Below are 25,983 nucleotides of genomic sequence, written 5' to 3'. Positions count from 1 at the left end.
GGCCTTTAAGGCCAAGGCCGGTAAGAGAGGCTTTCAGCCGCAGAGCAAACCACCAGTTCACACTGGTGGTTTTGATTGATGTTTAAAATAGGTGGAATTCGAATAAATATAAAAAAGAAGTGCAAAAAATAAAAAACACCCTTAAAGGTGTTTTGGAGAGTATGTATTTCTATTCGAAATATGTAAATAGTAAAATGGAAGTTGGCACTGAATTGTTTTGTAGGCAGAATAAATTTATTATAATTATATCATAAATAAAAAGTGTTGTCAAATAAAAGAGGATAGATTCGGGGAGTGGAATTCATGGATGAAAAGCAGCTAAACGCCTTAAAAATGGAACAGGATCGTGTTCATTCCATCATTGAGGAAATTGATAGGAAGGCCAAAAAATGGAGGGCGAGTTCAAGTGATGTCGGCTCAGATGCCTTTCAGATCAGGAAGACGTTTTGGGAGGATGTAACTGTAAACTTTGATGAAGCAGATGATGTAGCGGAAACCTTCACAAGCATCAAACAGCAGGCAGCACTTTTATCAGAGCGTGAGCGTACACAATCGCAAATGGTGAAACAGCTTAAAACACTTTCCCAACTAAGGTTCTCCCCTTATTTTGGCAGAGTTGATTTTAAAGAAGACGGTGAAAGCGAAGCAGAGAAAATCTACCTGGGTATTGCCTCGTTAATGGACGAGCAGGAAGAAAATTTCTTGATTTATGATTGGAGAGCGCCGATTTCTGGCCTTTATTATGACTACTCCCCGGGCCCTGCCCAATATGAAACAGAAACAGAGACCATTCAAGGAGATATGGAGCTAAAGCGGCAATTTGTCATTAGGTCTGGGAAAATCAAGGCGATGTTCGAGACCGGTGTAACAATTGGTGACGAGATGCTTCAGGAAGTTCTCGGCAATAATGCTGACACTCAGATGAAAACCATAGTAGCGACCATTCAAAAGGAACAAAACGAGATCATCCGTAATGACTCAAGCAGCCTTGTTGTTGTGCAGGGAGTAGCCGGGAGCGGCAAAACGTCAGCGGCTATGCAGCGTGTAGCTTATTTACTTTACAAGTACAGGAATATCATCTCATCAGAAAATATCATGCTGTTCTCTCCTAATCCGCTTTTCAATAGCTATGTTGCTACCGTCCTGCCTGAACTTGGAGAAGAAAACATGCAGCAGGCCACATTCCAGGAATATCTCCTGTCACGTTTTGGTGCTGAATACGAGCTGGAGGATCCATTTGAACAGATGGAGTATCTGCTTGCAGCAGAAAAGGATGAGAGCCGCCAGGAAAGAGTTGAAGGCATCCGTTTCAAAGCAAGCCTGGAATTTAAAGAATTGCTGGACCGGTATGCAGAGAAGTTATCCAGAGAGACACTTATCTTTAAAAGCTTGTCATTAAAGAAGCGAACGATTATATCAAAGCATGAGATTGCCAAATTTTATGATTCACTCGATAAGGGTATTTCAATGCCGAATAGGATTCAGCTTGTAAAGGAATGGCTGGTCAAGGAACTGAAGAAAAAAGCAAAGGCAGAAAAATCCCAGGAGTGGGTAGAAAAAGAAATTCAATTCCTTGAAAAGGAAGATTATCTCGAGGCTTTTAAACAAAGCCAGAAAAAACAAGGCGAAGCAGAAGATACATTCCATGATTATGACCGTGAAGAAAAGTGGCTATCTGAACTTGTCGTAAAAAGACGGTTCAAACCATTGTTCAATGCAGTGAAAAAACTGAAATTCATAAATAACAGGGCCATTTTTATGAACTTTTTCAAGGATGAAGGTCTTCGAGCAGATACGGCGCCAACTAATTGGCCTTCTATTTGTGACCAGACAATCCGTTCTCTGGAAAGAAAGTCTATCCCTTACGAGGATGCAACACCGTTTCTCTATCTTCAGGATCTGATTGAAGGGAGGAAGTCAAACACATCGATTCGCCATGTCTTCATCGATGAAGCTCAGGATTATACTCCTTTCCAATTTGCATATATTAAAAATCTTTTCCCGTACAGCAAAATGACCTTGCTTGGTGACATGAACCAGGCGATTTACTCTGGTCCTACAGGGGCTCCGACCATCTTTGCCGAAGCAGCGCTTGACTTTGGAGATAAGGAAACCTACAAGCTTACAAAAACCTACAGATCGACAAAGCAGATTGTAGAATTCACGAGGGAGCTGATTGAAGGAGGTAATCTGATTGAACCTTTCAATCGTTTAGGTCCAAAGCCGGTAGTCGTGAATCCCGGAAAACATATTGACCACACAGAAAGAACGATTGGACTTATTTCGGATCTTAAAAATAAGGATCATAAAAATATCGCTATCATCTGCAAAACAGCAGCTGAGAGCATAGAAGCTTTCGAATCCATCAAGAAGTCCCATGAGGCAAGATTGATTGAAAAAGGCACCTTGACCTTTGAAAACGGGGTCAATGTCGTACCAACATACCTGGCAAAAGGAATAGAGTTTGATGCGGTGATCATTTTTGATTCATCTTCCTACACAAGAAATGAGGAAAGGAAATTGTTTTATACGGCTTGTACGAGGGCTATGCATGAGCTTTATATTCTTTCAAGAGGTGAATTAAGTCCGCTTTTAGCAGAAGTAGACCAGGAACTTTTTCAGGTCATTTAAAAAACAAGCCGCCAAAATCCATGGCGGCTTGTTTTGTTGCATTTATTTTAGCCATTTGAATATAGACTTTTGTGTCTTGCCTCTTGCTGGCTGTTTTTTATTCGCCTCCTGCAAGGCTGAATTTACATCGATCAAGCCATTTCCGTAATCAATGTCTTTTCCCTGTTCACCAAGATCGATGGCAGATGTTTTAATGATATTGATGACCTGGGAGCTTTTGAGGTCTGGATTAGCTGATTTAATTAAAGCGGCCAGACCTGCAACATGGGGAGCAGCCATTGATGTCCCGGAAAGGGCTGCATACTGTGCATTGAAAAAGGTGCTCGGAATATTCACCCCAGGAGCAGCAATGTCTATATAATCCCCATAGTTAGAAAAGTTCGCTCTGTTTCCGTTATAATCAACAGCAGCCACGCTCAAAACCTCGGGATAAGCCGAAGGGTAAGTAGGCTGATTGGATCCGTCATTGCCGGCTGCAGATACCATGACAACATTGTTGTCAAAGGCATAACGGACAGCTTCTTCTAGGACCTTGGAGGGCTGGTAATTGCCAAGGCTCATATTTATAACATCTGCACCATGGTCGACAGCCCAAATGATACCTTTTGCGATATCGAATGTGGTACCATAGCCTTTCGCACCCATTGCTTTAACAGGCATGATTTTGCTGAACCATGTCATGCCGGCAACACCCTCACCGTTATTCGTTTCTGAGGCTATGATCCCAGCTACATGTGTTCCATGGCCATTATCATCATCCGGCTCTCGTTTTTCATCTATCACATTATAACCAGATATAATCCTGTTCTTTAACTCTGGATGATCCAGGTCAACACCTGTATCTATAATGGCTATTTCAATTTGTTCTTTTCCGCGTGTAATATTCCAGCCTTGCTCTGTTCCAATCGCTGGCAAATTCCATTGGTAATTCTCCTGGTAAAGTAAATCATTTGGTACGTTTGCTTCGTTTTGCATGAGGATAAAATTTGGCTCGGCATACTCAACGTTTTGCCTCTGGTTAAAATATTCAACCATTTGCGGTGTTTCCATGGAAGTGGACCTGAAAATATAAACCGAATTCAGGTGTTTGATGACCCAGCCATTGATATCGCGTGTAATTTCATCTATTTCGTCAGGTCCTGGTTCTGTAAAAAAATCAACAGCAGCCTCATGATCATAATAATGACTTGTATCTTTCTTGTTATGGTAAATAAGCGTGACTTCGTCTTGTGTATTGAGCTGCCTCTTGATTTTCTCTCCCATTTCTACATTATTTACGTTTGCCATCGACTGCATCTTCATGATTCGTTGGCCAGTAGAATGAGTTTTCGCACTAAGTTTATTGCTGTGTACAGGCTCATGCCTGAACACTCCGGCCCCTGTAAGGGCAAGAACAAGAATTAATGTTGCCCCCAGGATGAAACCCTTCGTGCTTTTCATGATAAGAGCCCTCCAAAAAAAGATTTGTTCTTATATTGCAGAACAAACGGCAAAATTAACGGCGGTAATCACTGGCAGTTTCATTTAGTTGGAAATAGGACATTTAAAAGTATGCAAAGCACTTTTATAAGCATAAAGTTTCCTTTTTCCTAATCACAAGTTACCAAAAATCCTATTTTTTATGACAAATTTCAAAATTAATTCTTTAATTCCGTTTGCCAAATCCCAATTAATCGCTACAATTAAGCATAGACGCCAATATTATGGTAAAATAAACAAAGAGAACAATTGTTCTGAAATTGATAAAAGGCATATTATTTAATATCCTTTTGACAAAAAAGAGGAATACTTAAGGAATTCATTGACACTATACATAAAAACCGTCAATGTTGTTTGCAAGAAATGAAAGGGGTATGTTCGTGGCAAGAAATCAGCAAGCTTTTGATTATAATGATGATGCCATCCAGGTACTGGAAGGTCTTGAAGCGGTCCGTAAAAGGCCAGGTATGTATATTGGCAGCACAGATACCCGGGGACTTCATCACCTCGTGTATGAAATCGTTGATAACTCTGTTGACGAAGCACTTGGCGGCTACGGTAATCACATCATCGTCAAAATCCATAAAGATAATTCGATCAGTGTCCAGGATAAAGGGCGTGGCATGCCAACAGGGATGCATAAGCTAGGAAAGCCCACACCGGAAGTCATCCTTACGGTCCTTCATGCAGGCGGTAAGTTTGGACAAGGCGGTTATAAAACAAGCGGCGGACTGCATGGTGTCGGCGCATCAGTTGTAAATGCGCTATCTGAATGGCTTGTTGTCACCATCAAACGCGATGGTTTTGTTTATGAGCAGCGTTTTGAAAACGGCGGGAAGCCGGTGACAACTCTAGAGAAAATCGGCAAGACAAACCAGACAGGAACAACGATCCATTTCAAACCTGACGCCGAAATTTTCTCTACTTTGACATATAACTATGACACACTGTCTGAAAGGCTCCGTGAGTCTGCATTTTTGCTGAAAGGCTTGAAAATTGAGCTGATAGATGACCGGAATAATGAGAAAGAAGTCTTTCATTTTGAAACAGGCATCCAGGCATTTGTTGAATATTTGAACGAAGAAAAAGATGTTCTGCATCCTGTGGTCAGCTTTGAGGGCGAATACAGCAAAATAGAAGTTGAGTTTGCCTTCCAATTCAATGATGGATATTCGGAGAACGTTCTCTCATTCGTTAACAATGTCAGGACGAAAGATGGCGGAACCCATGAAGCAGGCGCAAAGACTGCGATGACCAGGGTATTCAATGAGTACGCCCGCAAGGTTGGATTGCTCAAGGAAAAGGACAAGAACCTTGATGGAGCGGATATCCGCGAAGGTCTGGCTGGAATCGTTTCTGTCCGAATCCCTGAGGAGCTGCTGCAATTTGAGGGTCAGACCAAGGGCAAGTTGGGGACCAGTGAAGCAAGGTCGGCTGTGGACTCGGTCGTTTCAGAACATCTGTCTTATTTCCTTGAGGAGAATCCAGATGTCAGTACCCTGCTGATCCGAAAATCCATCAAGGCTTACCAGGCTCGTGAAGCTGCCCGTAAGGCCCGTGAAGATGCTCGCAGCGGGAAAAAGAGGAAAAAATCGGATGCAATGCTTTCAGGCAAATTGACTCCGGCTCAATCAAAGAATCCAGCTAAAAATGAATTATACCTTGTCGAGGGAGATTCTGCTGGCGGTTCTGCCAAGCAGGGACGGGACAGGAAGTTCCAGGCCGTTCTGCCATTGCGCGGAAAAGTCATCAACACAGAAAAAGCCAAGCTACAGGATATTTTCAAAAACGAGGAAATCAATACGATCATTCATGCCATTGGTGCGGGAGTGGGTTCGGATTTCCTTGTAGACGACATCAACTATGACAAGATTGTCATCATGACAGATGCAGATACTGACGGTGCCCATATCCAGGTGTTATTGCTCACATTCTTTTACAGGTACATGAAGCCGCTCATCGAAGCAGGAAAGGTCTTCATTGCCCTTCCTCCGCTGTATAAAGTCAGCAAAGGGACAGGCAAAAAGGAAATCATCGAATATGCCTGGAGTGATGAAGAACTGAAGGGTGCCATCAAGAAGGTCGGCAAAGGCTATATCATCCAGCGTTACAAAGGTCTCGGTGAGATGAATGCTGATCAGCTTTGGGAAACGACAATGGACCCTGAGACCAGGACGTTGATTCGCGTCCGAATAGATGATGCTGCAAGAGCGGAACGCAGAGTCACTACACTTATGGGTGATAAAGTAGAACCCCGCAGGAAATGGATTGAATCCAATGTCGCTTTCGGTCTTGAAGAAGACGGCAATATTCTTGAAAATGAAAACATTTCAGTCGCAGAGGAGGTTGAAGGCGAATGAGTTCTGTTGAAAAATTTCGTGACCTCCCACTCGAAGACGTATTGGGCGACCGATTCGGCCGCTATAGTAAATATATTATCCAGGAACGTGCCCTACCAGATGCGCGTGACGGATTGAAGCCTGTACAGCGCAGGATTTTATACGCCATGCATGTTGAGGGCAACACAAGTGAAAAGGGCTTCCGGAAATCAGCCAAGACAGTCGGTAACGTCATTGGTAACTACCATCCGCACGGTGATTCATCGGTATACGAAGCAATGGTCCGTATGAGCCAGGATTGGAAAGTGCGGAATTACCTGGTTGACATGCACGGGAATAACGGAAGCATCGATGGTGATCCGCCAGCGGCAATGCGTTATACCGAAGCAAGATTATCAGCTATTGCCGGTGAACTATTAAGGGATATCGAAAAGAGGACAGTTGAGTTCATCCCGAACTTTGATGACACATCCAGTGAGCCTACTGTGCTTCCGGCGATGTTCCCAAACTTGCTCGTGAATGGCTCGACGGGGATTTCAGCGGGATACGCCACAGATATTCCACCACATAATTTAGCGGAAGTGATTGATGGGGTTATCATGAGAATGGACAACCCTGCCTGCACGGTCGAAGATCTCATGAAAGTGATTAAAGGACCCGACTTCCCTACGGGCGGAATTATTCAGGGTGTTGAAGGAATCGCTAAAGCTTACAAGACTGGCAAGGGAAAGATCATTGTCCGCGGCAAAGCGGAAATCGAGGACATCCGAGGCGGCAAACAGCAGATTGTCATCACGGAAATTCCATATGAAATCAATAAAGCCAACCTCGTCAAGAGAATTGATGAATTCCGTTTAGACCGGAAAGTTGAAGGGATCTCAGAGGTTCGAGACGAAACAGACCGCACAGGCCTTCGTGTTGTCATTGAATTGAAAAAGGAAGCAGACGCAAACGGTGTCTTGCATTATCTTTACAAGAACAGCGATTTGCAGATTACCTATAACTTTAATATGGTTGCCATCAACAAGAAACGGCCAGTATTGATGGGGCTTGCCGAACTTCTTGATGCCTATATCGACCACCAGAAGGATGTTGTTACAAAAAGATCACAGTACGACCTTCAAAAAGCCCGTGACCGACAGCATATCGTCGAAGGACTAATGAAGGCATTATCCATCCTCGATCAGGTGATCGCGACGATCCGCGCTTCAAAGGATAAACGTAATGCAAAAGATAATTTGATTCAGAAGTTCGAATTCACTGAAGTCCAGGCTGAAGCGATTGTTTCCCTCCAGCTTTATCGCCTGACGAATACTGATATAACTGCGCTCCAGGCTGAAGCAGAGGAGCTTGCCAAGAAGGTGGACGAACTAACCGCCATTCTGGGAAGTGAGAAAAAGCTTCTGACTGTCATTAAGAAGGAATTGAAGGATGTCAAGAAGCGCTTTTCAGATGAACGCCGAACTAAAATTGAGGAAGAGATTGAGGAAATCAAAATCAACCTTGAGGTACTGATCGCGAGTGAAGATGTAATTGTCACGGTAACGAAGGATGGATATATAAAACGTACTAGCCAGAGGTCCTATGCGGCTTCAAATGGACAGGATTTCGCAATGAAGGATACTGACAGGCTGTTATCCCAATTGAATGTGAACACAAAGGATGTCCTGCTGTTGTTCACCAATAAAGGAAGCTACCTTCATTTACCTGTACACGAGCTCCCTGATATCCGATGGAAGGACCTTGGTCAGCATGTGGCGAATATCGTCCCGCTCGACCGTGATGAAGAAATCATCCGGGCTGTACCTGTTACCAATTTCGAACAGAATATGTTCTTTGTGTTTGTCACGAAGAATGGCATGGTGAAAAAATCGGAATTAAGCCTCTATAAAGCCCAGCGTTATTCTAAACCATTAACCGCCATCAACGTAAAAGGTGATGACAGGGTTGTCGATGTCCATCTAACAAATGGAGAAAAGGATCTATTCATTGCCTCTCACTTTGGCTATGGCTTATGGTTCAGCGAAGAAGACGTCAGTCCAATCGGAATCCGGGCAGCCGGAGTTAAGGGTATGAACCTTAAGGATGGAGACTATGTTGTGGGTGGTAAAATCATCGACGCAAACGAAAATCCTTCCATTGTCATTGCAACCCAGCGCGGTGCGGTGAAGAAGATGAAGCTTTCTGAATTCGAAAAAACATCTCGCGCAAAACGCGGAGTTGTGATGCTGCGTGAATTGAAGGCAAATCCACATCGCATTATCGGTGTTGAAGCTGTCCGTGGTGAGGATGAAATCTTCTTCCTTACTGAAAAACAGCAAATTGTTTCGCTAAAAGCAGCAGATTTGAGGAACAGTGATCGCTACACAAACGGATCATTCATTGTTGATGAAAGTGAAACAGGCAGGCTTGTAACCATTTGGAAAAGTGAAACCGAACAGGAAACAGAATAAAAAACACTAAAAAACACAGCAATTGAGCTGTGTTTTTTGTTTCTAATTAAGAAGTTAAGGGTAAATGCTAAGAGGTTCGTGGACCCTATTGAAGGCAGATGGAAGTCAGGTACCATTGTAATGAAGGCGCCCATTTGGTACATTAGGAACTATAAAAAAATTTACTGTAGATAAGGAGTTTTTTATGGGGATTTTCAACAATATCATATCGGAATTAAACAATTATATGTGGAGCTATATCTTAATTGCAGTTCTAGTTATTTTAGGTACATATTTCACTATCAGAACAAGATTTGTCCAGTTTAAGTACTTTCCTGAGATGCTAAGGGTACTAAAGGACCCAGCAACTGTCTCATCTGAAGGGAAAAGGGGCCGATCTTCATTTCAGGCGTTCACTGTCAGTCTTGCTTCACGGGTTGGTACAGGGAATCTTGCAGGTGTAGCGACGGCTATTTCTGCCGGTGGTCCAGGTGCCGTCTTCTGGATGTGGGTTATTGCGCTTATTGGAGCGGCTTCAAGCTTCATCGAAAGTACATTGGCCCAGATTTATAAAGTAAAAGACAAGGATGAATATCGCGGCGGTCCGGCTTACTATATGGAACGCGGTCTCAATAAAAGATGGCTTGGAATACTGTTTGCAGTCATCATAGTTTTTACGTTTGGGTTGGTATTCAGTTCTGTTCAATCCAACACCATTTCTCTAGCATTTGACCAGGCATTTGGATTTGATCGGCTTTGGATGGGAATCATTCTGGCCGTTATGACAGCCGCTATCATTTTTGGTGGGATCAAAAGAATAGCTTTTGTATCCCAAATCATTGTCCCAATTATGGCAGTTCTGTATTTGATCTTGGCTTTGTATATCGTCTTCACAAATCTTGGTGAAGTTCCTGCAATGTTCTCTCTAATCTTCAAAAACGCTTTTGGGCTTCAGGAAGCCGTTGGCGGAGGTATGGGAGCAGCAGTCATGATGGGAATCAAACGAGGGCTTTTCTCAAACGAAGCTGGTATGGGAAGTGCGCCGAATGCAGCTGCTACTGCTGCTGTGACACATCCTGTAAAACAAGGATTAATCCAAACACTTGGCGTATTTACGGATACGATTTTGATTTGTTCAGCAACAGCTTTCATCATCATTATGTCTGGAGAGTATACGAACGCTGATTTGGATGGTATTCAGTTAACCCAGGCTGCACTCACAACACATGTTGGGGCATGGGCACCAGCGTTCGTAGGGGGAGCAATATTCCTTTTTGCTTTCACATCTATTATTGGAAATTACTATTACGGCGAAACGAATATTGAGTTCATAAAAGAAAGTAAGACAGCATTATTGGTTTATCGACTGGCGGTCATCGCAATGGTTTTATTTGGTTCGATCGTCGACTTAGCGATTGTCTGGAATCTGGCTGACCTCTTCATGGGAATCATGGCGCTAATTAACCTGGCAGCCATTACCTTGCTCGCGAAAATTGCCATGGCAGCACTTAAGGATTACAGAGAACAGCGGAAACAAGGGAAGGACCCTGTATTCTATGCTGACACAATCGAAGGTCTGAGTGGCATTGAATCATGGGAATACCGTGAGAAAGCACAGAATAAGAATTAAAACCTTCTAAACCCTCTGGATTAATCAGAGGGTTTTTTTGTGTATCTTTTTTCCATATTTAGAGATATTAACTATATAGGAGGGATGCATAATGAAAAAGGAACTACTGATTACATTCACCGCATTCTTTTTTATGTCGTTGACTGCTCTCACCGGTGCGTATGCAGGTGATTCCAGGGAGAGCCCAACCGTGACAGTATCGGAAGAAAAGGTCGATATCACAGGTGATGGAAAGAAGGATATAATTTATGTAAAAGGTGTGCCATTCGAAGAAGGTACACAGTTCCTTAAGGAGATTTATTTAAAGATTAAAGCGTCTAATGGGAAAACATACAAGATTGATCTCGAAGGGGGATACGAACCTTCTACTGAATATAAAGATCTTAATCACGATTCTGTTAAAGATATTTTCATCAGCGTACCTACTGGTGGAAGCGGAGGTCTCTCTAATTTTTATTTAAATACTTTAAAAGATTTTCAGGTTGTCAATCTGACTGTACCGGAACCTTTGTCTGTCAGCAGCCAATTTGAAGACGGCTATAAAGCCTCTGCACGTATAGAGCAAACAGGCCAGTCATACAGTTTTGATTTAAGTGCCAGGAAAGCGGATTATGACAGGCTTGGCCTATATCATGATGGGAAGTTGAATGAACCGACTGAATTGATGGTTCTTCCGTTCGGAACTTTAAAGCACATAATAGTCAAGGCTGGACAATATGGGTTAATCGGCAGTCAGCGAATAAATGGAGCATACAACGCCGATGGAATCGCAAATATGGAATCAACATGGTTATACGAAAAGGGAAAGTGGAAACTAATAAAAGCGGAGGTAATCAATCTCAAAGAGCATTAAAATAGGCAAATGTCACGAATGAATACTATCTGGCATACGCTATTGGAAAAGGATTCTTTTTCAGGAAGGAGCCTTCTGCCATGAGCAAATTCAAGCCAGAGAAATTGACTGTCAACTTTATTCCGCCAGCAACAGCTTACAGGCCCATAGACAGCAGGAAATATACTTTAACACACTCTGATTTAACCGGTGAGTTGTTTTTAGCGATTGGGAATGTTTTTGATTACCAGGCCATCAACTATAAAATGCGGGATGAAGTATTGGCAGACTGGGTAACCATTAATGGTGAGTATATTCTGTATGCAAATGTATACGTCAGCAATGGGGAATATGACAAGAATATGTCCCGGATCCGGTATATGATTTTCAAACGAGAATTGGATTTAGCATTGACGGCGATGATTTATGGCGACAGGAGCTTTTTTACCTATCATCCATTGCTGCTGGATGCGCCAATCTACTTTCGGTTCGCATCCAGTTTCCCAGAGTTCAATGAAATCGCTTATTACGGAACACCAAGACTCTATTTAAACAAGGTGAATAGCAAAAGAGTAACAGAAACACAGGTTTAGGCCTGTGTTTTGTGTTTTAAACGAAAGGGAATAGACAGCCTTTTATTACATAATAATATTATGTAAACTTACAGTTATTGATGTAGGATGTTTTTGAGATTTTGTTGTTATCTGGATTAATGAGAAGTATTAGCTTTTTAATTTGTCTTTGAAATTGAAAAGCGTTAAGATTACAGATTAGAATCTGAAATTTTTTAGAGTAAATGAAATATGCAATTATTAATAATAAAACCGAATTGATATCTGATAGAGATCAGGCAAAAAGATTGTATCTAAATTGCTAAGGATAACTTTTGACGTGTTAAATACGACGAACCTACAATTATTTCAAAATCCATAAACAGTATTATTAATTTTGTCTAATGAAATCTTAAAGACAAAGTTAAACAATTTTTGATTCTGTCTCACTGATTTGAGTATACTTAGGTATTGAGATAAGATTCTAGATTATACATGGAACTTCCGAGAATTTATGTTATGTAAACTAGAAATAACTCATTGTTGTATGGGGGCTTATCCCTTTAAGTTCCTGTAATAATGCATATGTTGAACTACGTCCCTCTTTGTTCCTCATAATCATTCCTCTCCTTTCGTAAGGTTATCGTTTCATGTTTTGGACGATAATTCTTTCGTTTCAGCCAACAATTTGTTTCTTGTTCACATTAAAATTCCAGGAGGTCTTTTTATGATGGTCACTGAAGCTCGTGATGAATTTTAAATGTACCTGCAAGTCGAACGGAACTTTTCCATGAATACCATCACTAGTTATGAACTCGATCTATTGATTGTTCGGGGAATTTTTAAAACAGCATAACCGTAACCGTCCGCAGCAAAATCGAGGATTTCAATCCTTCGACAGTCCGCCGGTTCATCCAAGAACTGGTACTGAAAAGGAATCATTATTTTGACAAAAGAAACCGAAAGTAATAATTGAAAGTACGTGAAAAATACGGTCTTATCCATGCAGTATAGTTCTTTTGTTGCTAAATTAAATTGACAAATCCTTCTCTCCTTCCAGGGAATAAAAAAGAAAAGCCCATCCATTGGACAGGCTTTTCATTCCATTGCTTATTTAACTGCTTTCAACTTTCGGTTTTTAATCACAAGATAAGCACATGCAGCACCGAGTACCGCAACAGCACCGTAAAGTGTATATAAGAGATTGTTGTTTTCCGGATTATACTGCGCCAGTATGCTGCCCTTTGCACCATCTTGGCCTGTATCTGTGCCGACCTTTCCCTCATACATATCAACTATGACAGACTGATAATCTTCAATGGATTTCTCCTGTGTCTTAAGGAGGTCTTTGCCTGCCTTATTTAAACCCTTTACCTTTTTCCCGTTATAAACAAACCATAGTTCGTTTTCCATATTATAAAGGAGGCTTTCGTTTTCCTTGATTTTCGCCAATTCCTTTACATCCTCGTATGGATAGCCGAATATTGCCAGATCATAGGCCCCTGCCTCATTTAAGTATGTAGAGATTGCGTTGACAGGCTTTCCATCCTGGTATACGACAGAGATATATTCGTTGGCATCCACGATGCCTTCGCTTCCTTTTTTCTTGCCGACATAGAAATCCTTACCCATCACATAGATTTTCAGCAGTGGGCCGAATGTGATGTTTTCGGATGGAGTAAAATTGAAACTTCCCGGCGTATCGCCTTTTACTGTGTCCAAAACAATGTTCTTGAAATGAGTGTCTGCAAAATCTTGGGCACCTTTAGGAATTTCGGTTTCCGCAGCGCTCGCATGAAAAGAAGTAAATAAAATGCTTAATAATAAAGTGCAAACCATCATCAGTTTCTTCATTGTGAATCCCCCTTTTTAGTCGTACATTCCTACCCTGGTGTCATCCCAAGAGAAGGTTGCATTACTCACGAAATATTTGTAGGTAGTTTTTCTCGGGGTAGTACCCGATGTGCCGACATCCGACCATGTTATATAGTCCGAGCCGGTGCCGTTGTCATCATAACCGTATATGACCGCCTGATGACCGACTGTAGCACCACTTGACCAAACAATCCTGGTCAGCATTGGCTGTTGTTTTTCAACCTGACTTTTAACTACGGAGTAACTCACAATGTCGCCAACTGTGTATCCAGTGGCTGCAAAATATGCCTTAGACAGGATGCGTGTAGTTTCTAATTCCAATGAACCCGTAGCATCGTAACAAGTGGTGGTTGCCTTCCCCCATTTAAAAAATGTACATTGGGTAGTCTGTCTATCTCCCGTGTGGTAATATACAATCGATTGTGCCGTAGCCACCCAGCACCAATTATCCTCTTGCTGATTGTAAATTGGAACGTACAAAGTTCTGGCAGCGGCTTCCGTTTTAATAGAGCCGGCACTTGCGAATATGCTCAATACCAATACGAGACTAAGCAAGACCTTCATTACTTTCATTTTACTTCCCAACCCCTTATTCTGTAATATTTTTAATATGACAAAACCGGACAATACTCGACATTGTCCTCACCTGTCCTTACCCCCTTGCTATTCTTTCGACTAAATAAATGCTAAAACCTTCCAGATATGTAATTTTTTCTGTAAACGGATGTTGGGAAATTTTTTTGCAAATAAAAAAGCCCACCCATAGGGGAGATTCATGTGAATGGTTGATGGTTTCCTTCAAAAGTTTTTTTCGAATTATATTTTAAAATTACAGCCTGTCATAACCCAATTAGAGTTCGTCATCTTTAGGATTGCTATCTTCCTTTGCTAAATCCCTTTCAGCCTCAAATTCTTCCTTCATTTCCTGCATTGACTCCTTTGCTTCTTTACCTTGCTCGATAACTTCCTCAGGAATGGCCCCGCTTCCATAAGTCGCGCCTATGTTCAGCTGACCGCCAAGTTCTTTAATCCCAAGCTGGGCAAAGTTATTGTTCAGCTCATACTTATCGAGATAAACTTTCTCAATTTTGATTTCTTGATAAATAACCGATGATGGACCTTTTTCAGGATTGGGTTCTTTTGAAAAAGTAGATTCTGTGTTTTTGTTTTCATCAGCTGTTTTGTGGTTCTCTTTTATCATTGAAAATTCTTTTTTTAATTCATCAAAATACATTTCAAGCTGGGATACTTTATCGTTCCATATCTTCAGTTGCTGTTTGTAGGGCTCTAATTCCTGGTATATAAGCTGTGTAAACCATTTTGCTATATTTTCACGTTCAATGTTTTGTACTTCATGTTTCACCAGCTGCAAATCCTGTTGTTTGACCACTGCTTCTTCAAGACGCTTAATTCTCTGTTCCATCTCCTCTATCCTTGTCCATTCTGAGGAAGCGGATATTTTTCGATTTTCACCATCCACTGATCGGTAAACTGGCTTGTTTTGATTGTCTTTTTGGATTTTATCAGAATGATGATCTGTATTTTTGCCAGACTTCCCTGTTTTGGCTGCTGTCCAGTCCTGGTTTTGTTTATCTTTTTCTTTTAACTCATAAAGCTTAAGTGTTTTTTCCATCTCTAAGATTCTTTTAAAATGCAGATCAACCGTCTTGAGTTTTTTTACTTGTGAATCGAGGATATCAACTTTCTTAATCAGGTTCTCCATGTTTACATCTTTATCAACTGGATTGAATAACCTTTTTATAGGCATGAAATCGGCACCACGTTTCCTTCAGTAATTTAATTTACAACCACTCTTTGGCAGAAAGGAATGAAAGATTATGAAGTTTAAACCAACGGAAATTAATATTGGCAGCTTTAAGTTGAATAGTGTTACTTCTGGAACCATTTCCACACAAAAAACGGTCCAGCAGCGTATAGTGATGAATTATAAATTTACACATGGGTGGGGTGAGCAATCTGGTGATATGGCACCGGCTTCAGGGGAAGTTAATATTATACTGGATGGAGACTTAATTGATAGTCATTCTGTTAAAAAAGCCACGAGCTAATCAATTGATATATATTCCTCATTTTTCAAATATTTATAGTAGCTGATTTCCAGGAGTCCATTTTGGAATTTTGCATTCAATTTATAATCCATTGGCAGTTCTGGAAGTTTCAATACCCGTTCGAAGTTGCCATACTTCCTCTCCTTCTGAATCGGCTTTAAACCGTAGGCTGGAGAGTTGATGATACATCGGATGACTAGCCTATCGCCTTGTAAAGAAAGCCTGACATCCTCCTTCTGCACACCTGGGATATCAACTAGGATGAATACCTGATCATCACTTTCTAAAATATCAATTGCGGGATAATCAACAGCAGGAGAATTTTCTTTTTTTCCTTCAGAAGGGTTTTCTGTTGAAGCATCAGCCATAAATTGCTTGGCATAGTCATGATCAAATATCTGGTTCCAAAAATCCCCTCCTTGGACCTTTTGGGCCATTTCCATCCATTCCTTCAATTTGTGTAAATCCATAGCGCTTCCTCCTAAACATAATACTGGAGCCAGGGGCATATATTGATTTTCATAAGGGGGAATCTTCATGGCCACACCTGCTGTTAATATTAATATTTTTATTTTGAAAATTAATTCCTTCGAAAATGCTTCTGCTGTCAATATCGGACAAAACCTGCTAGCTGAATGGCAAAATTCGGACAAAAGAAATCAAGGTTATGGGCAGAGCTATGGAGATGGCAGTGCTTTTGTCGGCAACCGGAATTTTGTTGACGACAGGGATCAAATCGATTCGCCATCCAGCTTCGAATCAAACGTGCCAAAGATATTTTAGAGGAGGGATAATTTGATATTCGCACCTTCAGTGACGAATGTATTTGCCATTAAAGTCAACGTAATGGACCGTTCTTCACAGATTTCTTTTGGTTCAATCCAACAGGCAGATGTATTTCTGTCAACAAAACGAAATCAGGGATTTGGAGAGCAAAATGGGGATTTGGCCCCTGTAAACTTTCCTGTAAATATTGTGAACGATCCAGATCTGTCGGAATCTAACAGTGTGAAAAATAGCGTGGTATGACATATATTTCCCTGCTTATGCAGGCCTTGCTTGTTGCTTTTGTTGGTTATAGAACTTTTGCACATCAAGTGCTTTTGCAGTCTGCAATCATGCCGAGAGTCTTAGAAGGGTATGTCGTCAATTTAAAAAAAGCTTGTGGGCAAAGTCTTTTCAAATAGACAACGTCTCAAGCTTTTTTTATTTTCTCATTAAATAGGAGTTTATTTTTTAAAACGTTAAGTTCTGCATTCCTATGGTCATTATTCTTTTACTGTATGTGTAACAAACTGTGTATCTTTATCAACCTTTGCATATGTAGATCTTCCTATATATAGAGGAATCGATAGCTTCTCGAAATCTGGCAAACCATTAGCAAGAAATTTCTCATCATCCCGGTAAAATCGGACGATATTTGCCACAAACCAGTCATGGTCCCCATATGTATGGCGATCAATCACTTCACACTCATACGCAATATAAGCATCCTTCAGTACTGGTGAATTTGTAGCTGAACCATGGTGGAAACAGATGTTCGATTTTTCGAATTTGTCGTGTTCGAATCCAGAATATACACCCGCTTGTTGTATGAGCTCTGCTTTTTCAAATGGGACAAAATTAATGGCGAATTTTCCGGCCTCTTTTACCAATTGATACGAATGACGCTCACGGCCGATTGCAACTCCGTAAATTGGCGGATCATAAGAAATATACGTGTGCCAGCCAGCTGCCATTATATTGTGTTCTCCCTTATGGCTCACCGTTACGAGTGCGACCATCCCTGGATAGCTATGCATAACGGTTTGATTGACTCTTTGAATCATGATCTAATTTCTCCTCTTTATTTTTAAGCATATTATAACAAAAAACTGAAATTTCGTATCGCTAAGTAAATTCAAAATCCTTAAAATAAAACACAGCGACTTACTACCACGCACGGGTTAAGGGAGACTTCTAATGAACCGCAAAGTTTTTCTGTATGTAAAAGCATTTTCGGATCTCGGCACTTTTATGGATTTAATTGCTATCAATGTATTAATGTATATTGCAACTGGAAGTCCTGTCTGGCTTGCTGCCACAATGGCATTCCGGACCTTAGGCGGTGTCCTGTCGAGCTTATTTTCAGGTGTCCTTGCAGACCGTTTTGACCGGAGGAAAATCATGATTTGGACCGATATTTTTCGGGCAGTCATCATTCTTAGCTTAATCCCCTTCCCTAATCCGGTTATGATCCTGATTGTATGCTTCCTGATCGGTTTGACAAGCAGCTTTTTTGCTGTAAGCTACAGTGCCGAAATTCCACAAATATTCGGCCAGGATAAGGTCCTCGAAACGAACGCGCTGATTTCAAGACTGACATCGATCAGTCTCGTATTAGGGTTCATTGGAGCAGGAATGATAACCGATTTTCTTGGATACCAGATTACCTTAATCATCGACGCAGCCACATATCTGTTATCAGCAGGCGTTCTAATCAAAATGAAATGGCAAACAACTGCGTCAGTCGGTACAGATCTTATAGCGTCTGGAGTGAAAGAAAAAGTATCACAGATTGGCAAAGACTTAAAAGAAGTATATTCTTTCATTTTATCTGTGCCGATGTTGTTATACATAAACATCATATTTCTCGTCGGTTCATTCGCCGGTGCCTCACATAACCTGGGAATTCCATTGTTGGCTGATGCAATTGATACCAGTAAGCAAAGCTTAATATATGGACTGATCTGGGGCGTCTGGGGAATAGGTTCTGTATTGGCCAGCATGCTTTTGCCGAGGATGAATTTTATCAAGGGAAATCGCTTGTATCGTACCTATTTTGTTTCAGCAATCTTGATGTCAGCTGGCTTCATAACGTTTCTCTCGAATATAAATATTTGGGTCGTACTGATGTTTGCTTTCTTTACGGGAATCTTTGATGCATGCTTTACGACCTTGCATGCTACGATTCTTCAGCAAACAGATAATTATATTAGAGGAAGAATATTTGGAGTCGGCATGCTTTTGAAATCACTGGGATTTGCGCTAGGGTTTTTGGTTGCACCTATCCTGCTAGAGGCTCTTTCACTGGCAAAAATGGTCTGGATTTTTCATGGAACATTGATTATCTCCAGCATTCTAGTGATCCTCATTTCAAATGCCGGCCCAAGGAAGTATAAAGAAGTAAAACAGGGCTTATGATTCCTCGCAAAAGAACTCCCTTTTACTCTAAGGGAGTTCTTTTGGTTTATCCTTTAGTTGTCTTACTCCCCATAAAAATAAGGGTGAAATCTTCGATGAAAGCTGGTATGTCTGCCTCCATACCGATCCAGTCCAGGTCATCTTCCGGTTCAGGTGCTGGTTTCGGTCTGAAGTCGGCCATGCTTTTCCCTTTGGCGCGGCCGAACAATTCGACGGTAACCCTTCTGGGCAGATATTTGACGAGGTTTTTATTCACGAGAGCACTTAAAGTGATCACATCATGCAGGGGCGCTCCCAGTATGCCAGGTACGTTCTCTTTATATGCTTCAAAGTAATAATCGTATACAGGTTTGATGAGCTTTTTGAAAGGGGAATGGCTGTTTTCAGCAAGGTAGTCGATTACTGCAGGCGGGATAATTGCTTTGTTGGTAATGTTCAAAGGATGCAGGAAAACATTTCTTGCCTTTTCCAGCACCTGATTGGCCGCAATCGGATCTGCATAAAAATTCGCCTCGGCTTCTGCTGTGACATTTCCGGGTACAAGGAATGCTCCCCCCATGATATAAAAAGCATTAACGGTTTTGAAGGCATCCTTTCCATATAGGATGAATGGGATAGCCAGTTCCGTTTGCCTTCCGACACCGACAATCACTAAATTATCTGGGTATTCATTCACAATATCCATGATTTTATCAATATCAAATACCTCTACCTCTCCAAAATCCTCTGGAGGCCTAATTGGGCCAAGACCTTCTGGGCCATGGATTTCTGGATAAAAGGTTGCCAGTTCACCGGATAAGGGACCTGAAGCGCCTGCGATGATTGGTATTTCCTCTCTTCCGCCAAGCTGCAATAAATAGGCAGTATTATTAATTGCCTGTTCCTTAGTGATGTTTCCATAACCGGTTACAACACCTACGACATTGAGCTGAGGATGCAGCAGCGCATACATCAGTGCCAAAGAATCATCCACCCCGGAATCCGTGAACAAGAGGATATTAAACATGGCTCACCTCCCTCTTTCTCATTGACTATATTTTATTATATTCTATCCCTTCATTGTTTCATTCTCTTTTTGAATTAGGCTTATATTTCTTTATGTAAAGAGGTTTAGTTCTTTATTGAGAAGGTATGCTGAATGTACTGTTTTTACTTGCCTCTATTGCCTAATGAGAAGCAAAATCGTACAATCCATCTCGTGTGAATTTTTTGAGAGGGGAAAAAAGATTGAAATTTAATGGAAATGAGAAGTGGAGCATCTATAACGGACTTGCTTCCACCGCAGCTACCAATATGGTCAACGGGTATATTCCTTTATTCGCCATCAGTGTTCTTGGAGCTACAAACCAGCAGATAGGTCTGATTGTCTCCCTTCCTTCAATTATAGGAATGCTTGCATTGATACCGGGGGCCATTTGGCTGAACCGCGCACAAAGCAAAAAGAATTTTGCGGTCATTTCAACATTCGTTACCCGCCTTCTATTCAGCTTGATTCTTTTCGTTCCATTTCTCGGGAATCCGTATGCAGCATGGGCGCTGGTGATCCTTATCGCTTTGCTTAACTTCCCTGGTGCGTTATCTGGGCTGTCATGGCAATCCATGATCGGTGACCTGGTACCCGAAAAGCGGAGAGGAGAATTTTTCAGTTCACGAAATAGATATAACACGATTGCCGCAATGGCTGTAACATTCGGTACCGGAGTTTTCTTGCAACAATTTGATAAAGATAATGCTTTTCCTTACCAACTTTTATTTATTGCTGCCTTTCTGTTTGCGGCAGCAGAGGTTTATTTTCTTATTAAACACAAGGAACCTGAAAGAATAAAAAATGAAGAGAGACTAGAAGAAAAAAGAAAGAAGCTGTCACTTGACCTATATAAGCACAAACCGTTTTTAGCGTTCGTCATATCTGCTTTGTTGTTCAATTTTACTGCCCAGATGGCATGGTCACTCTTCAGTATCTATCAAATTAAAGAGGCAAACGCGACGGCATTATGGTTAAGCCTTTTTTCCGTTACTAACCAGCTGGCACAAATCATCAGTATAAAATGGTGGGCAAATGCCGCAGATCGGCGTGGAAACAGCTTCGTATTATTCATCGCCGCAGCAGGTATGGCAACAGCACCTGCTTTAACTATACTTTCAAGTAATCTTGTTTATTTAACTTTGATCAACCTGTGGATTGGCTTGTTTGTATCTGGAACCAACCTGCTGTTATTCAACCAGCTCCTTAAGGCATCACCGGAAAAAGGCCGCACGAATTATATTGCCAATTATAACTTCCTGCTTTCAATCGTCGGATTCATTGCCCCGCAGATGGGAGTCATGCTTCTTAATGGACTTGCATGGCTGCGGCCATGAATCTCATCTCGCTATTCAGGATGGCTGCCGCGTTCTCTTTCTTGTTTGTTGCCTTAAAACTGGAACGGAGAATCATAGCAGAATCTATTTAACTTTATATCCTTGAAAAAGCAGAAACAGGTATTTAACTGATTTCTGCTTTTTGATTTTTAGCCATTGTTATATTGCTGGTTTCTGGCAAAAAATTGTCTGACGTCCTTCATGCTCGTTTTCCTCAAAATAAAGAACTCTCCAGTCACTGAATTCTCTCAGCAATTCATTTGATTCCAGTTTGTATCGATTCGCAATATTCGGGTTTCCTGAAGAGCCATTTTGAAAAAAGGTTTCTATGAACAAATAACCATCTGCTTGGATCAATTCCTTCATCAGTGGAAACAAAGAACGGTCCAAATAATAGGTCAACACCACAATATTATATTTCATTCCCGATAAAACCGATTTTTCTTTCGTGAGATCGGCAGTTTTAACCGTAATATGCAGCTTTTTGCCAGCTGCCCGCTCTTGAACAAAGTCAACAGCAACGTCCGAGATATCAAATGCTGTCACTTCATAACCCATTTCTGCAAGAAAAATACTATTGCCTCCAAGGCCACAAGCAATGTCGAGCGCTTCCCCTTCGCTTAAATACCCTGACATCATTAGTAATCTGTTATTTGGTTCAGGTGGTGCATTATCAGTCAATCGATTCGTGTATTTTGAATTCCATTTTTCTTGTGAATCCATTAGTTACCCCTGCTTTCAAAAATTCGAGTTAACTCGAATTATACTATATAAAATCTTCTGCTGTTTTCACATTCCATTAAGAAAATAGTCTTATAATATAGCGGAAAATATACAAAGATTAGGCATACTTTGAATATAACTAAATATTTATAATTATCAGTTATTTTAGTAAGCGCTTTCATTTTTTATTAAATTTTATTAGGAGGAGATGGAATGTCACTCACTCGTAAAATCCTTTATGGTATGGGGCTTGGTATCATTGTTGGCCTCATTTTTAACCTTGCCTTGCCAGGTGTATTCGAAAGCATAAATAGTTATTTATTTGTGCCTCTGGGAAAGATTTTTGTCAATTTAATTAAGATGCTTGTTGTTCCGATTGTCATTGTTTCACTAATACTAGGGACAGCGGGAATCAGTGATCCAAAAAAGCTTGGCAGAATCGGCGGCAAAACGATTGCTTTCTTTTTAATCACTACTGGAATTGCTTTGGTTTTGGCGATTGGCATGTCTCTGCTTGTGCAACCTGGTTCAGGCAGCTTCCAATTGGATGGCGCCAACTTTGAAGCTGCTGAGGCTCCGCCGGTGATTGAAACTTTGTTAAATATTATCCCGGCCAATCCTCTTGGTGCAATGGTAGAAGGCTCTATGCTTCAGGTTATTGCTTTCTCGATTATCATTGGTTTTGGAATATCAAGAGTTGGCGAAAAAGCTGCCGGGTTGACCAAGCTTGTTGAACAGGCAAACGAGGTCATGATGTATTTGGTTCAGGCAGTCATGAAATTTGCGCCATATGGAGCTTTTGGTTTGATTGCTACAGCAATCGGCAGCCAGGGACTGGACGCCATTGCAGCCATGGGTAAATACATGTTTGTCGTACTGTTTGTATTGTTGCTTCACATGGTCATCGTCTATGGATCGGCTGTATCTATGCTTGGAAAATTGAATCCTCTTAAATTCTTTAAAGAGTTCTCCCCTGCTATGATTGTTGCCTTCAGCACTTCAAGCAGTGCGGCTACCCTGCCGATTTCGATGAAAACCTTGCAAAACAACCTGAAGGTTTCTAAAAGTGTCAGTGGGTTCGTTCAGCCGCTAGGGGCGACCATCAATATGGATGGCACTGCCATCATGCAAGGGGTTGCGACCATCTTTATTGCCCAGGTCTATGGTGCGGAATTAGGATTTGGCCAGCTATTGACGGTCATTTTGACTGCAACACTGGCAAGCATTGGGACAGCTGGAGTCCCTGGAGTAGGATTGATCATGCTGTCTATGGTATTAACATCAGTCGGTTTGCCGGTTGAAGCCATCGCTTTAGTCCTTGGGGTGGACCGTCTCCTTGATATGTGCAGGACAGCAGTTAATATTACCGGGGATGCTGCCTGTGCTGTGTATGTCGCACGCTCTGAAGGGGAAACCTTAGGAGAGGTTGAAATCGAGGAAAATGTAACAGCATAATTTCTGAACTTTAATGAAACAGCTGCTCTTTAATTCCGGGCAGCTGTTTTTATATTGAATATCTTCCATACCTTGATGTTTCCCTCATAGTTCATGTTTTTCACAATAATCATCAACTAACTTCTCAATCTTATCTGGTTCCGGTTTTTCACCTTCAAAAGAAAATGTAATTTCCTCGATAAACGCCCCTTTATAATAAACATGAATAGCTCCATCCTGGCTGATCACACTATATTCAGGTTCGAATACATAGCCGCTTCGTTCTATTGCACCCATCTTATCTCCCTCCTGCTTCGTTTCCTTCTTTGTATTCCCCTTGAATAGTGATTTTACCCCTTATTTAACCTTTATCATCAAAAAGTGCCCATTCCTTTTACATTCCTGATTAAAGGGTAGATTATATACATGTGGACTAATACAGTCCGTAATGTCATCAATAAAGCATAGTACGCCGACGCTTTTACCAGGCAATAGTTTTATTAAAACGAATTCTGCTATTCAGGGAGGTAACTTGATGAAAGTTCTTGTCGTAGGTGCAAATGGACAGATTGGCAAACAGCTTGTCGATCTGCTTAATGAAAGTAAAGAATATGAAGTTAGAGCAATGCTTAGAAAACCAGAACAAACTAAGGAGTTTGAACAAAGAGGTGTAGAAACAGCAATCGCCAGTCTGGAAGGTACTGTTAAGGATATCGCGTCTGCATTAAAAGGATGCGATGCGGTCGTGTTCGCAGCAGGATCAGGAGGCCATACAGGATTGGATAAAACCCTTTTAGTTGATCTGGATGGTGCCGTTAAGACGGTAGAAGCTGCAGAACAGGCCGGAATCGAAAGGTTTATCATGGTCAGTGCCCTGCAAGCCCACAAACGGGAAAATTGGTCTGAAACCATCAAACCTTATTATGTTGCAAAACACTATGCAGACCGGGCATTGCTGCAGAGCAGCTTGAATTATACCATCATCAGGCCGGGCGGATTGCTGAATGAAGCAGGTACTGGAAAAATAAAGGTTGCTGAGAACCTGGATAGAGGTACAATCCCAAGGAATGATGTAGCAAGAACTATCCTGTCATGCTTGAATGAGGAAAACACATTCAGAAAATCCTTCGATTTAATATCCGGTGATACAGATGTGGCGGAAGCACTAAAAACTCTATAAACAGAAAATGAAAAAGAGTTTACCAGCCTGGTAAACTCTTTTTTACGGACAATATTCTCTTCTACCTATATCATTTCTTTCCTGATCCTAAGATCTTTTGATTTAAAGATCAGTTACTCTCAATTGCCTGAAACGGCAAATTCGGCAGCTGGATCTTATTTTCTATGAAAATTGTTGCAATCATATGCCTTAATTTACTTTCGATTTTTTCTTTAATTTCAAAATTAACAACGGGAATTTCAATCAGGAATTCCAGGGCATTACTCCGGAAATCAATAAAACGGATATCAGGTTCAGGCTGGTCCAGAATCCCTTTCTCGCCGTCCTTGATTTCCCTTACGGCCTCTTCAAGAAGAGCCTGTACTTTATGGGTATCTGTCCCGTAAGCCACACTGACCTGTACCTGGGCCATCATCCTGGCACTCGTGCGGTTCTTGATGATTTGTTCGATGAAATACTGATTGGGCACAATCAATGTGCCTTCCTTGGCTGTACGGATTACTGTTGACCTTAAGCGGATTTTTTCAACACGCCCTATTTTATCATTGATTTGGATGACTTCCCCCACTTCAATTGGTCTTTCAAAAAGAATAATAATGCCTGATACAAAGTTGCCGGCAACATTCCTCATCCCAAACCCAATCCCTATGCCAAGAACACCAACTACAGCACCTATGGCAGTCAGGTTGATGCCCACACTTGTAAGACTTATAGCCAGTGCTGCAAACATGACGATATAATAGATGATTTGATTAAATGTATAGCCAAGGCCCCTGTCCACACCGTAATAGTCATAAACGGATGTCAGAATATATTTATTGAATAACTTAACCAGTCTATGCGCAAGCGACACAATCAAAAAGGCTATTACGATAAGCAGGATTGTGACCTTGATTTCACCATTAGTGTACAGCGTATAAAAAAGCCAATCCGTTTTAGGCATGGTCAGCAATAATAAAATAATGATGCCATAAAAGGTGATCCAGTCTGCCATGGAATCGATGATCGGCAAAGCTTTTTGAAAAAGGCGTGATTTTTTTGCCGCAGAAAACTGGGCTGCTTTTTTGATACCCCAATTGAATATAATTATGATCACCAGAATAACGGCAAATCTGATGATTTCTTCACGTGAGATGTCCCTGATAAAAGTATCTATCATTTATACCACCTGTCATTTCCAATATATCTGTCTATTCCTGAAAATCAAGGGGATTAAACTTATAGGGATTTAAGTGTTGACTATCAATTACATACTCAATCATAG

At 41.2% G+C, this 25,983-nt stretch carries 23 protein-coding genes; 13 read left to right on the top strand and 10 right to left on the bottom strand.

Annotated features, from left to right (window positions below):
• Positions 1-303: 303 nt before the first annotated feature.
• A complete protein-coding gene (gene helD, locus FS736_RS21330) occupies positions 304-2,631 on the top strand; it encodes an RNA polymerase recycling motor HelD (protein WP_144481133.1) in 2,328 nt (775 codons plus the stop codon).
• Between the two features lie 42 nt (positions 2,632-2,673).
• Here helD and FS736_RS21325 read toward each other — a convergent pair whose 3' ends face one another.
• Positions 2,674-4,071: a S8 family peptidase gene (locus tag FS736_RS21325; protein WP_144481131.1), complete on the bottom strand. Its 1,398-nt coding sequence runs from the start codon at positions 4,069-4,071 to the stop codon at positions 2,674-2,676.
• 419 nt (positions 4,072-4,490) lie between these two features.
• Here FS736_RS21325 and parE point away from each other — a divergent pair, with 419 nt between their 5' ends.
• The 5 genes from parE (at position 4,491) to FS736_RS21300 (ending at position 11,936) form a co-directional block, all read left to right on the top strand.
• Complete coding sequence (gene parE / locus FS736_RS21320) at positions 4,491-6,470, top strand: DNA topoisomerase IV subunit B (protein WP_144481129.1); 1,980 nt, start codon at positions 4,491-4,493, stop codon at positions 6,468-6,470.
• Positions 6,467-8,902, top strand: coding sequence for a DNA topoisomerase IV subunit A (parC, locus tag FS736_RS21315; RefSeq protein WP_144481127.1), 2,436 nt, complete (start codon positions 6,467-6,469; stop codon positions 8,900-8,902). Before parE ends, parC begins: the two co-directional genes overlap by 4 nt.
• 184 nt (positions 8,903-9,086) lie before the next feature.
• Positions 9,087-10,511: an alanine/glycine:cation symporter family protein gene (locus tag FS736_RS21310; protein ID WP_144481126.1), complete on the top strand. Its 1,425-nt coding sequence runs from the start codon at positions 9,087-9,089 to the stop codon at positions 10,509-10,511.
• A gap of 91 nt (positions 10,512-10,602) precedes the next feature.
• Complete coding sequence (locus FS736_RS21305; RefSeq protein WP_144481124.1) at positions 10,603-11,364, top strand: hypothetical protein; 762 nt, start codon at positions 10,603-10,605, stop codon at positions 11,362-11,364.
• Positions 11,365-11,444: 80 nt separating this feature from the next.
• The gene (locus FS736_RS21300; RefSeq protein WP_144481122.1) at positions 11,445-11,936 is read left to right on the top strand and encodes a staygreen family protein; all 492 of its coding nucleotides are present in this window, start codon (positions 11,445-11,447) and stop codon (positions 11,934-11,936) included.
• A gap of 1,068 nt (positions 11,937-13,004) precedes the next feature.
• Here the strand turns inward: FS736_RS21300 and FS736_RS21295 are convergent.
• From FS736_RS21295 to FS736_RS21285, 3 genes are all read right to left on the bottom strand, one after another.
• Positions 13,005-13,748: a hypothetical protein gene (locus tag FS736_RS21295; protein WP_144481120.1), complete on the bottom strand. Its 744-nt coding sequence runs from the start codon at positions 13,746-13,748 to the stop codon at positions 13,005-13,007.
• A gap of 15 nt (positions 13,749-13,763) precedes the next feature.
• Positions 13,764-14,342: a C39 family peptidase gene (locus tag FS736_RS21290; protein WP_144481118.1), complete on the bottom strand. Its 579-nt coding sequence runs from the start codon at positions 14,340-14,342 to the stop codon at positions 13,764-13,766.
• 277 nt (positions 14,343-14,619) lie between these two features.
• Positions 14,620-15,537, bottom strand: coding sequence for a hypothetical protein (locus tag FS736_RS21285; RefSeq protein WP_144481116.1), 918 nt, complete (start codon positions 15,535-15,537; stop codon positions 14,620-14,622).
• A 70-nt stretch (positions 15,538-15,607) separates the two neighbouring features.
• Here FS736_RS21285 and FS736_RS21280 point away from each other — a divergent pair, with 70 nt between their 5' ends.
• Complete coding sequence (locus FS736_RS21280) at positions 15,608-15,838, top strand: hypothetical protein (protein ID WP_144481114.1); 231 nt, start codon at positions 15,608-15,610, stop codon at positions 15,836-15,838.
• Here FS736_RS21280 and FS736_RS21275 read toward each other — a convergent pair.
• Positions 15,835-16,308, bottom strand: a complete 474-nt coding sequence (locus tag FS736_RS21275) for an Hsp20/alpha crystallin family protein (RefSeq protein WP_186326885.1) — start codon at positions 16,306-16,308, stop codon at positions 15,835-15,837. The genes FS736_RS21280 and FS736_RS21275 overlap by 4 nt on opposite strands.
• A gap of 67 nt (positions 16,309-16,375) precedes the next feature.
• On the opposite strand from FS736_RS21275, the gene FS736_RS21270 reads away from it, so the two are divergent.
• Both FS736_RS21270 and FS736_RS21265 read left to right on the top strand, forming a co-directional pair.
• Complete coding sequence (locus FS736_RS21270) at positions 16,376-16,621, top strand: hypothetical protein (RefSeq protein ID WP_285847867.1); 246 nt, start codon at positions 16,376-16,378, stop codon at positions 16,619-16,621.
• Between the two features lie 12 nt (positions 16,622-16,633).
• Positions 16,634-16,867, top strand: a complete 234-nt coding sequence (locus FS736_RS21265; RefSeq protein WP_144481110.1) for a hypothetical protein — start codon at positions 16,634-16,636, stop codon at positions 16,865-16,867.
• A 239-nt stretch (positions 16,868-17,106) separates the two neighbouring features.
• Here the strand turns inward: FS736_RS21265 and FS736_RS21260 are convergent, their stop codons facing one another.
• Complete coding sequence (locus FS736_RS21260; protein ID WP_144481108.1) at positions 17,107-17,667, bottom strand: flavin reductase family protein; 561 nt, start codon at positions 17,665-17,667, stop codon at positions 17,107-17,109.
• 133 nt (positions 17,668-17,800) lie between these two features.
• Here FS736_RS21260 and FS736_RS21255 point away from each other — a divergent pair, with 133 nt between their 5' ends.
• Positions 17,801-19,021: an MFS transporter gene (locus tag FS736_RS21255; RefSeq protein ID WP_144481106.1), complete on the top strand. Its 1,221-nt coding sequence runs from the start codon at positions 17,801-17,803 to the stop codon at positions 19,019-19,021.
• A gap of 46 nt (positions 19,022-19,067) precedes the next feature.
• On the opposite strand, the gene FS736_RS21250 is transcribed toward FS736_RS21255, so the two are convergent.
• Positions 19,068-20,027 carry a nucleoside hydrolase gene (locus FS736_RS21250; RefSeq protein WP_144481104.1) on the bottom strand — a complete coding sequence of 320 codons (960 nt, stop codon included), beginning with the start codon at positions 20,025-20,027 and terminating at the stop codon, positions 19,068-19,070.
• A 221-nt stretch (positions 20,028-20,248) separates the two neighbouring features.
• Between FS736_RS21250 and FS736_RS21245 the strand changes: the two genes are divergently transcribed.
• A complete protein-coding gene (locus FS736_RS21245) occupies positions 20,249-21,382 on the top strand; it encodes an MFS transporter (RefSeq protein ID WP_260983678.1) in 1,134 nt (377 codons plus the stop codon).
• A gap of 159 nt (positions 21,383-21,541) precedes the next feature.
• On the opposite strand, the gene FS736_RS21240 is transcribed toward FS736_RS21245, so the two are convergent.
• The gene (locus tag FS736_RS21240) at positions 21,542-22,105 is read right to left on the bottom strand and encodes a class I SAM-dependent methyltransferase (protein ID WP_144481102.1); all 564 of its coding nucleotides are present in this window, start codon (positions 22,103-22,105) and stop codon (positions 21,542-21,544) included.
• A gap of 213 nt (positions 22,106-22,318) precedes the next feature.
• Between FS736_RS21240 and FS736_RS21235 the strand changes: the two genes are divergently transcribed.
• Positions 22,319-23,560 (top strand): dicarboxylate/amino acid:cation symporter, encoded by a 1,242-nt coding sequence (locus tag FS736_RS21235; RefSeq protein ID WP_144481100.1) that lies wholly within the window; start codon positions 22,319-22,321, stop codon positions 23,558-23,560.
• 84 nt (positions 23,561-23,644) lie between these two features.
• Here the strand turns inward: FS736_RS21235 and FS736_RS21230 are convergent, their stop codons facing one another.
• Complete coding sequence (locus FS736_RS21230; protein ID WP_144481098.1) at positions 23,645-23,836, bottom strand: YbxH family protein; 192 nt, start codon at positions 23,834-23,836, stop codon at positions 23,645-23,647.
• 238 nt (positions 23,837-24,074) lie between these two features.
• Between FS736_RS21230 and FS736_RS21225 the strand changes: the two genes are divergently transcribed.
• Positions 24,075-24,719, top strand: a complete 645-nt coding sequence (locus FS736_RS21225; RefSeq protein WP_144481096.1) for an SDR family oxidoreductase — start codon at positions 24,075-24,077, stop codon at positions 24,717-24,719.
• A gap of 109 nt (positions 24,720-24,828) precedes the next feature.
• Here FS736_RS21225 and FS736_RS21220 read toward each other — a convergent pair whose 3' ends face one another.
• Complete coding sequence (locus tag FS736_RS21220; protein WP_144481095.1) at positions 24,829-25,878, bottom strand: mechanosensitive ion channel family protein; 1,050 nt, start codon at positions 25,876-25,878, stop codon at positions 24,829-24,831.
• Positions 25,879-25,983 lie beyond the last annotated feature (105 nt).

Source organism: Cytobacillus oceanisediminis 2691 (assembly GCF_007678455.1).
In the GTDB taxonomy this organism is placed as follows: Bacteria; Bacillota; Bacilli; order Bacillales; family Cytobacillaceae; genus Mesobacillus; species Mesobacillus oceanisediminis_A.
The sequence above is the reverse complement of the archived record's forward strand: the minus strand, read 5'-3'. Positions and strand labels throughout refer to the sequence as shown.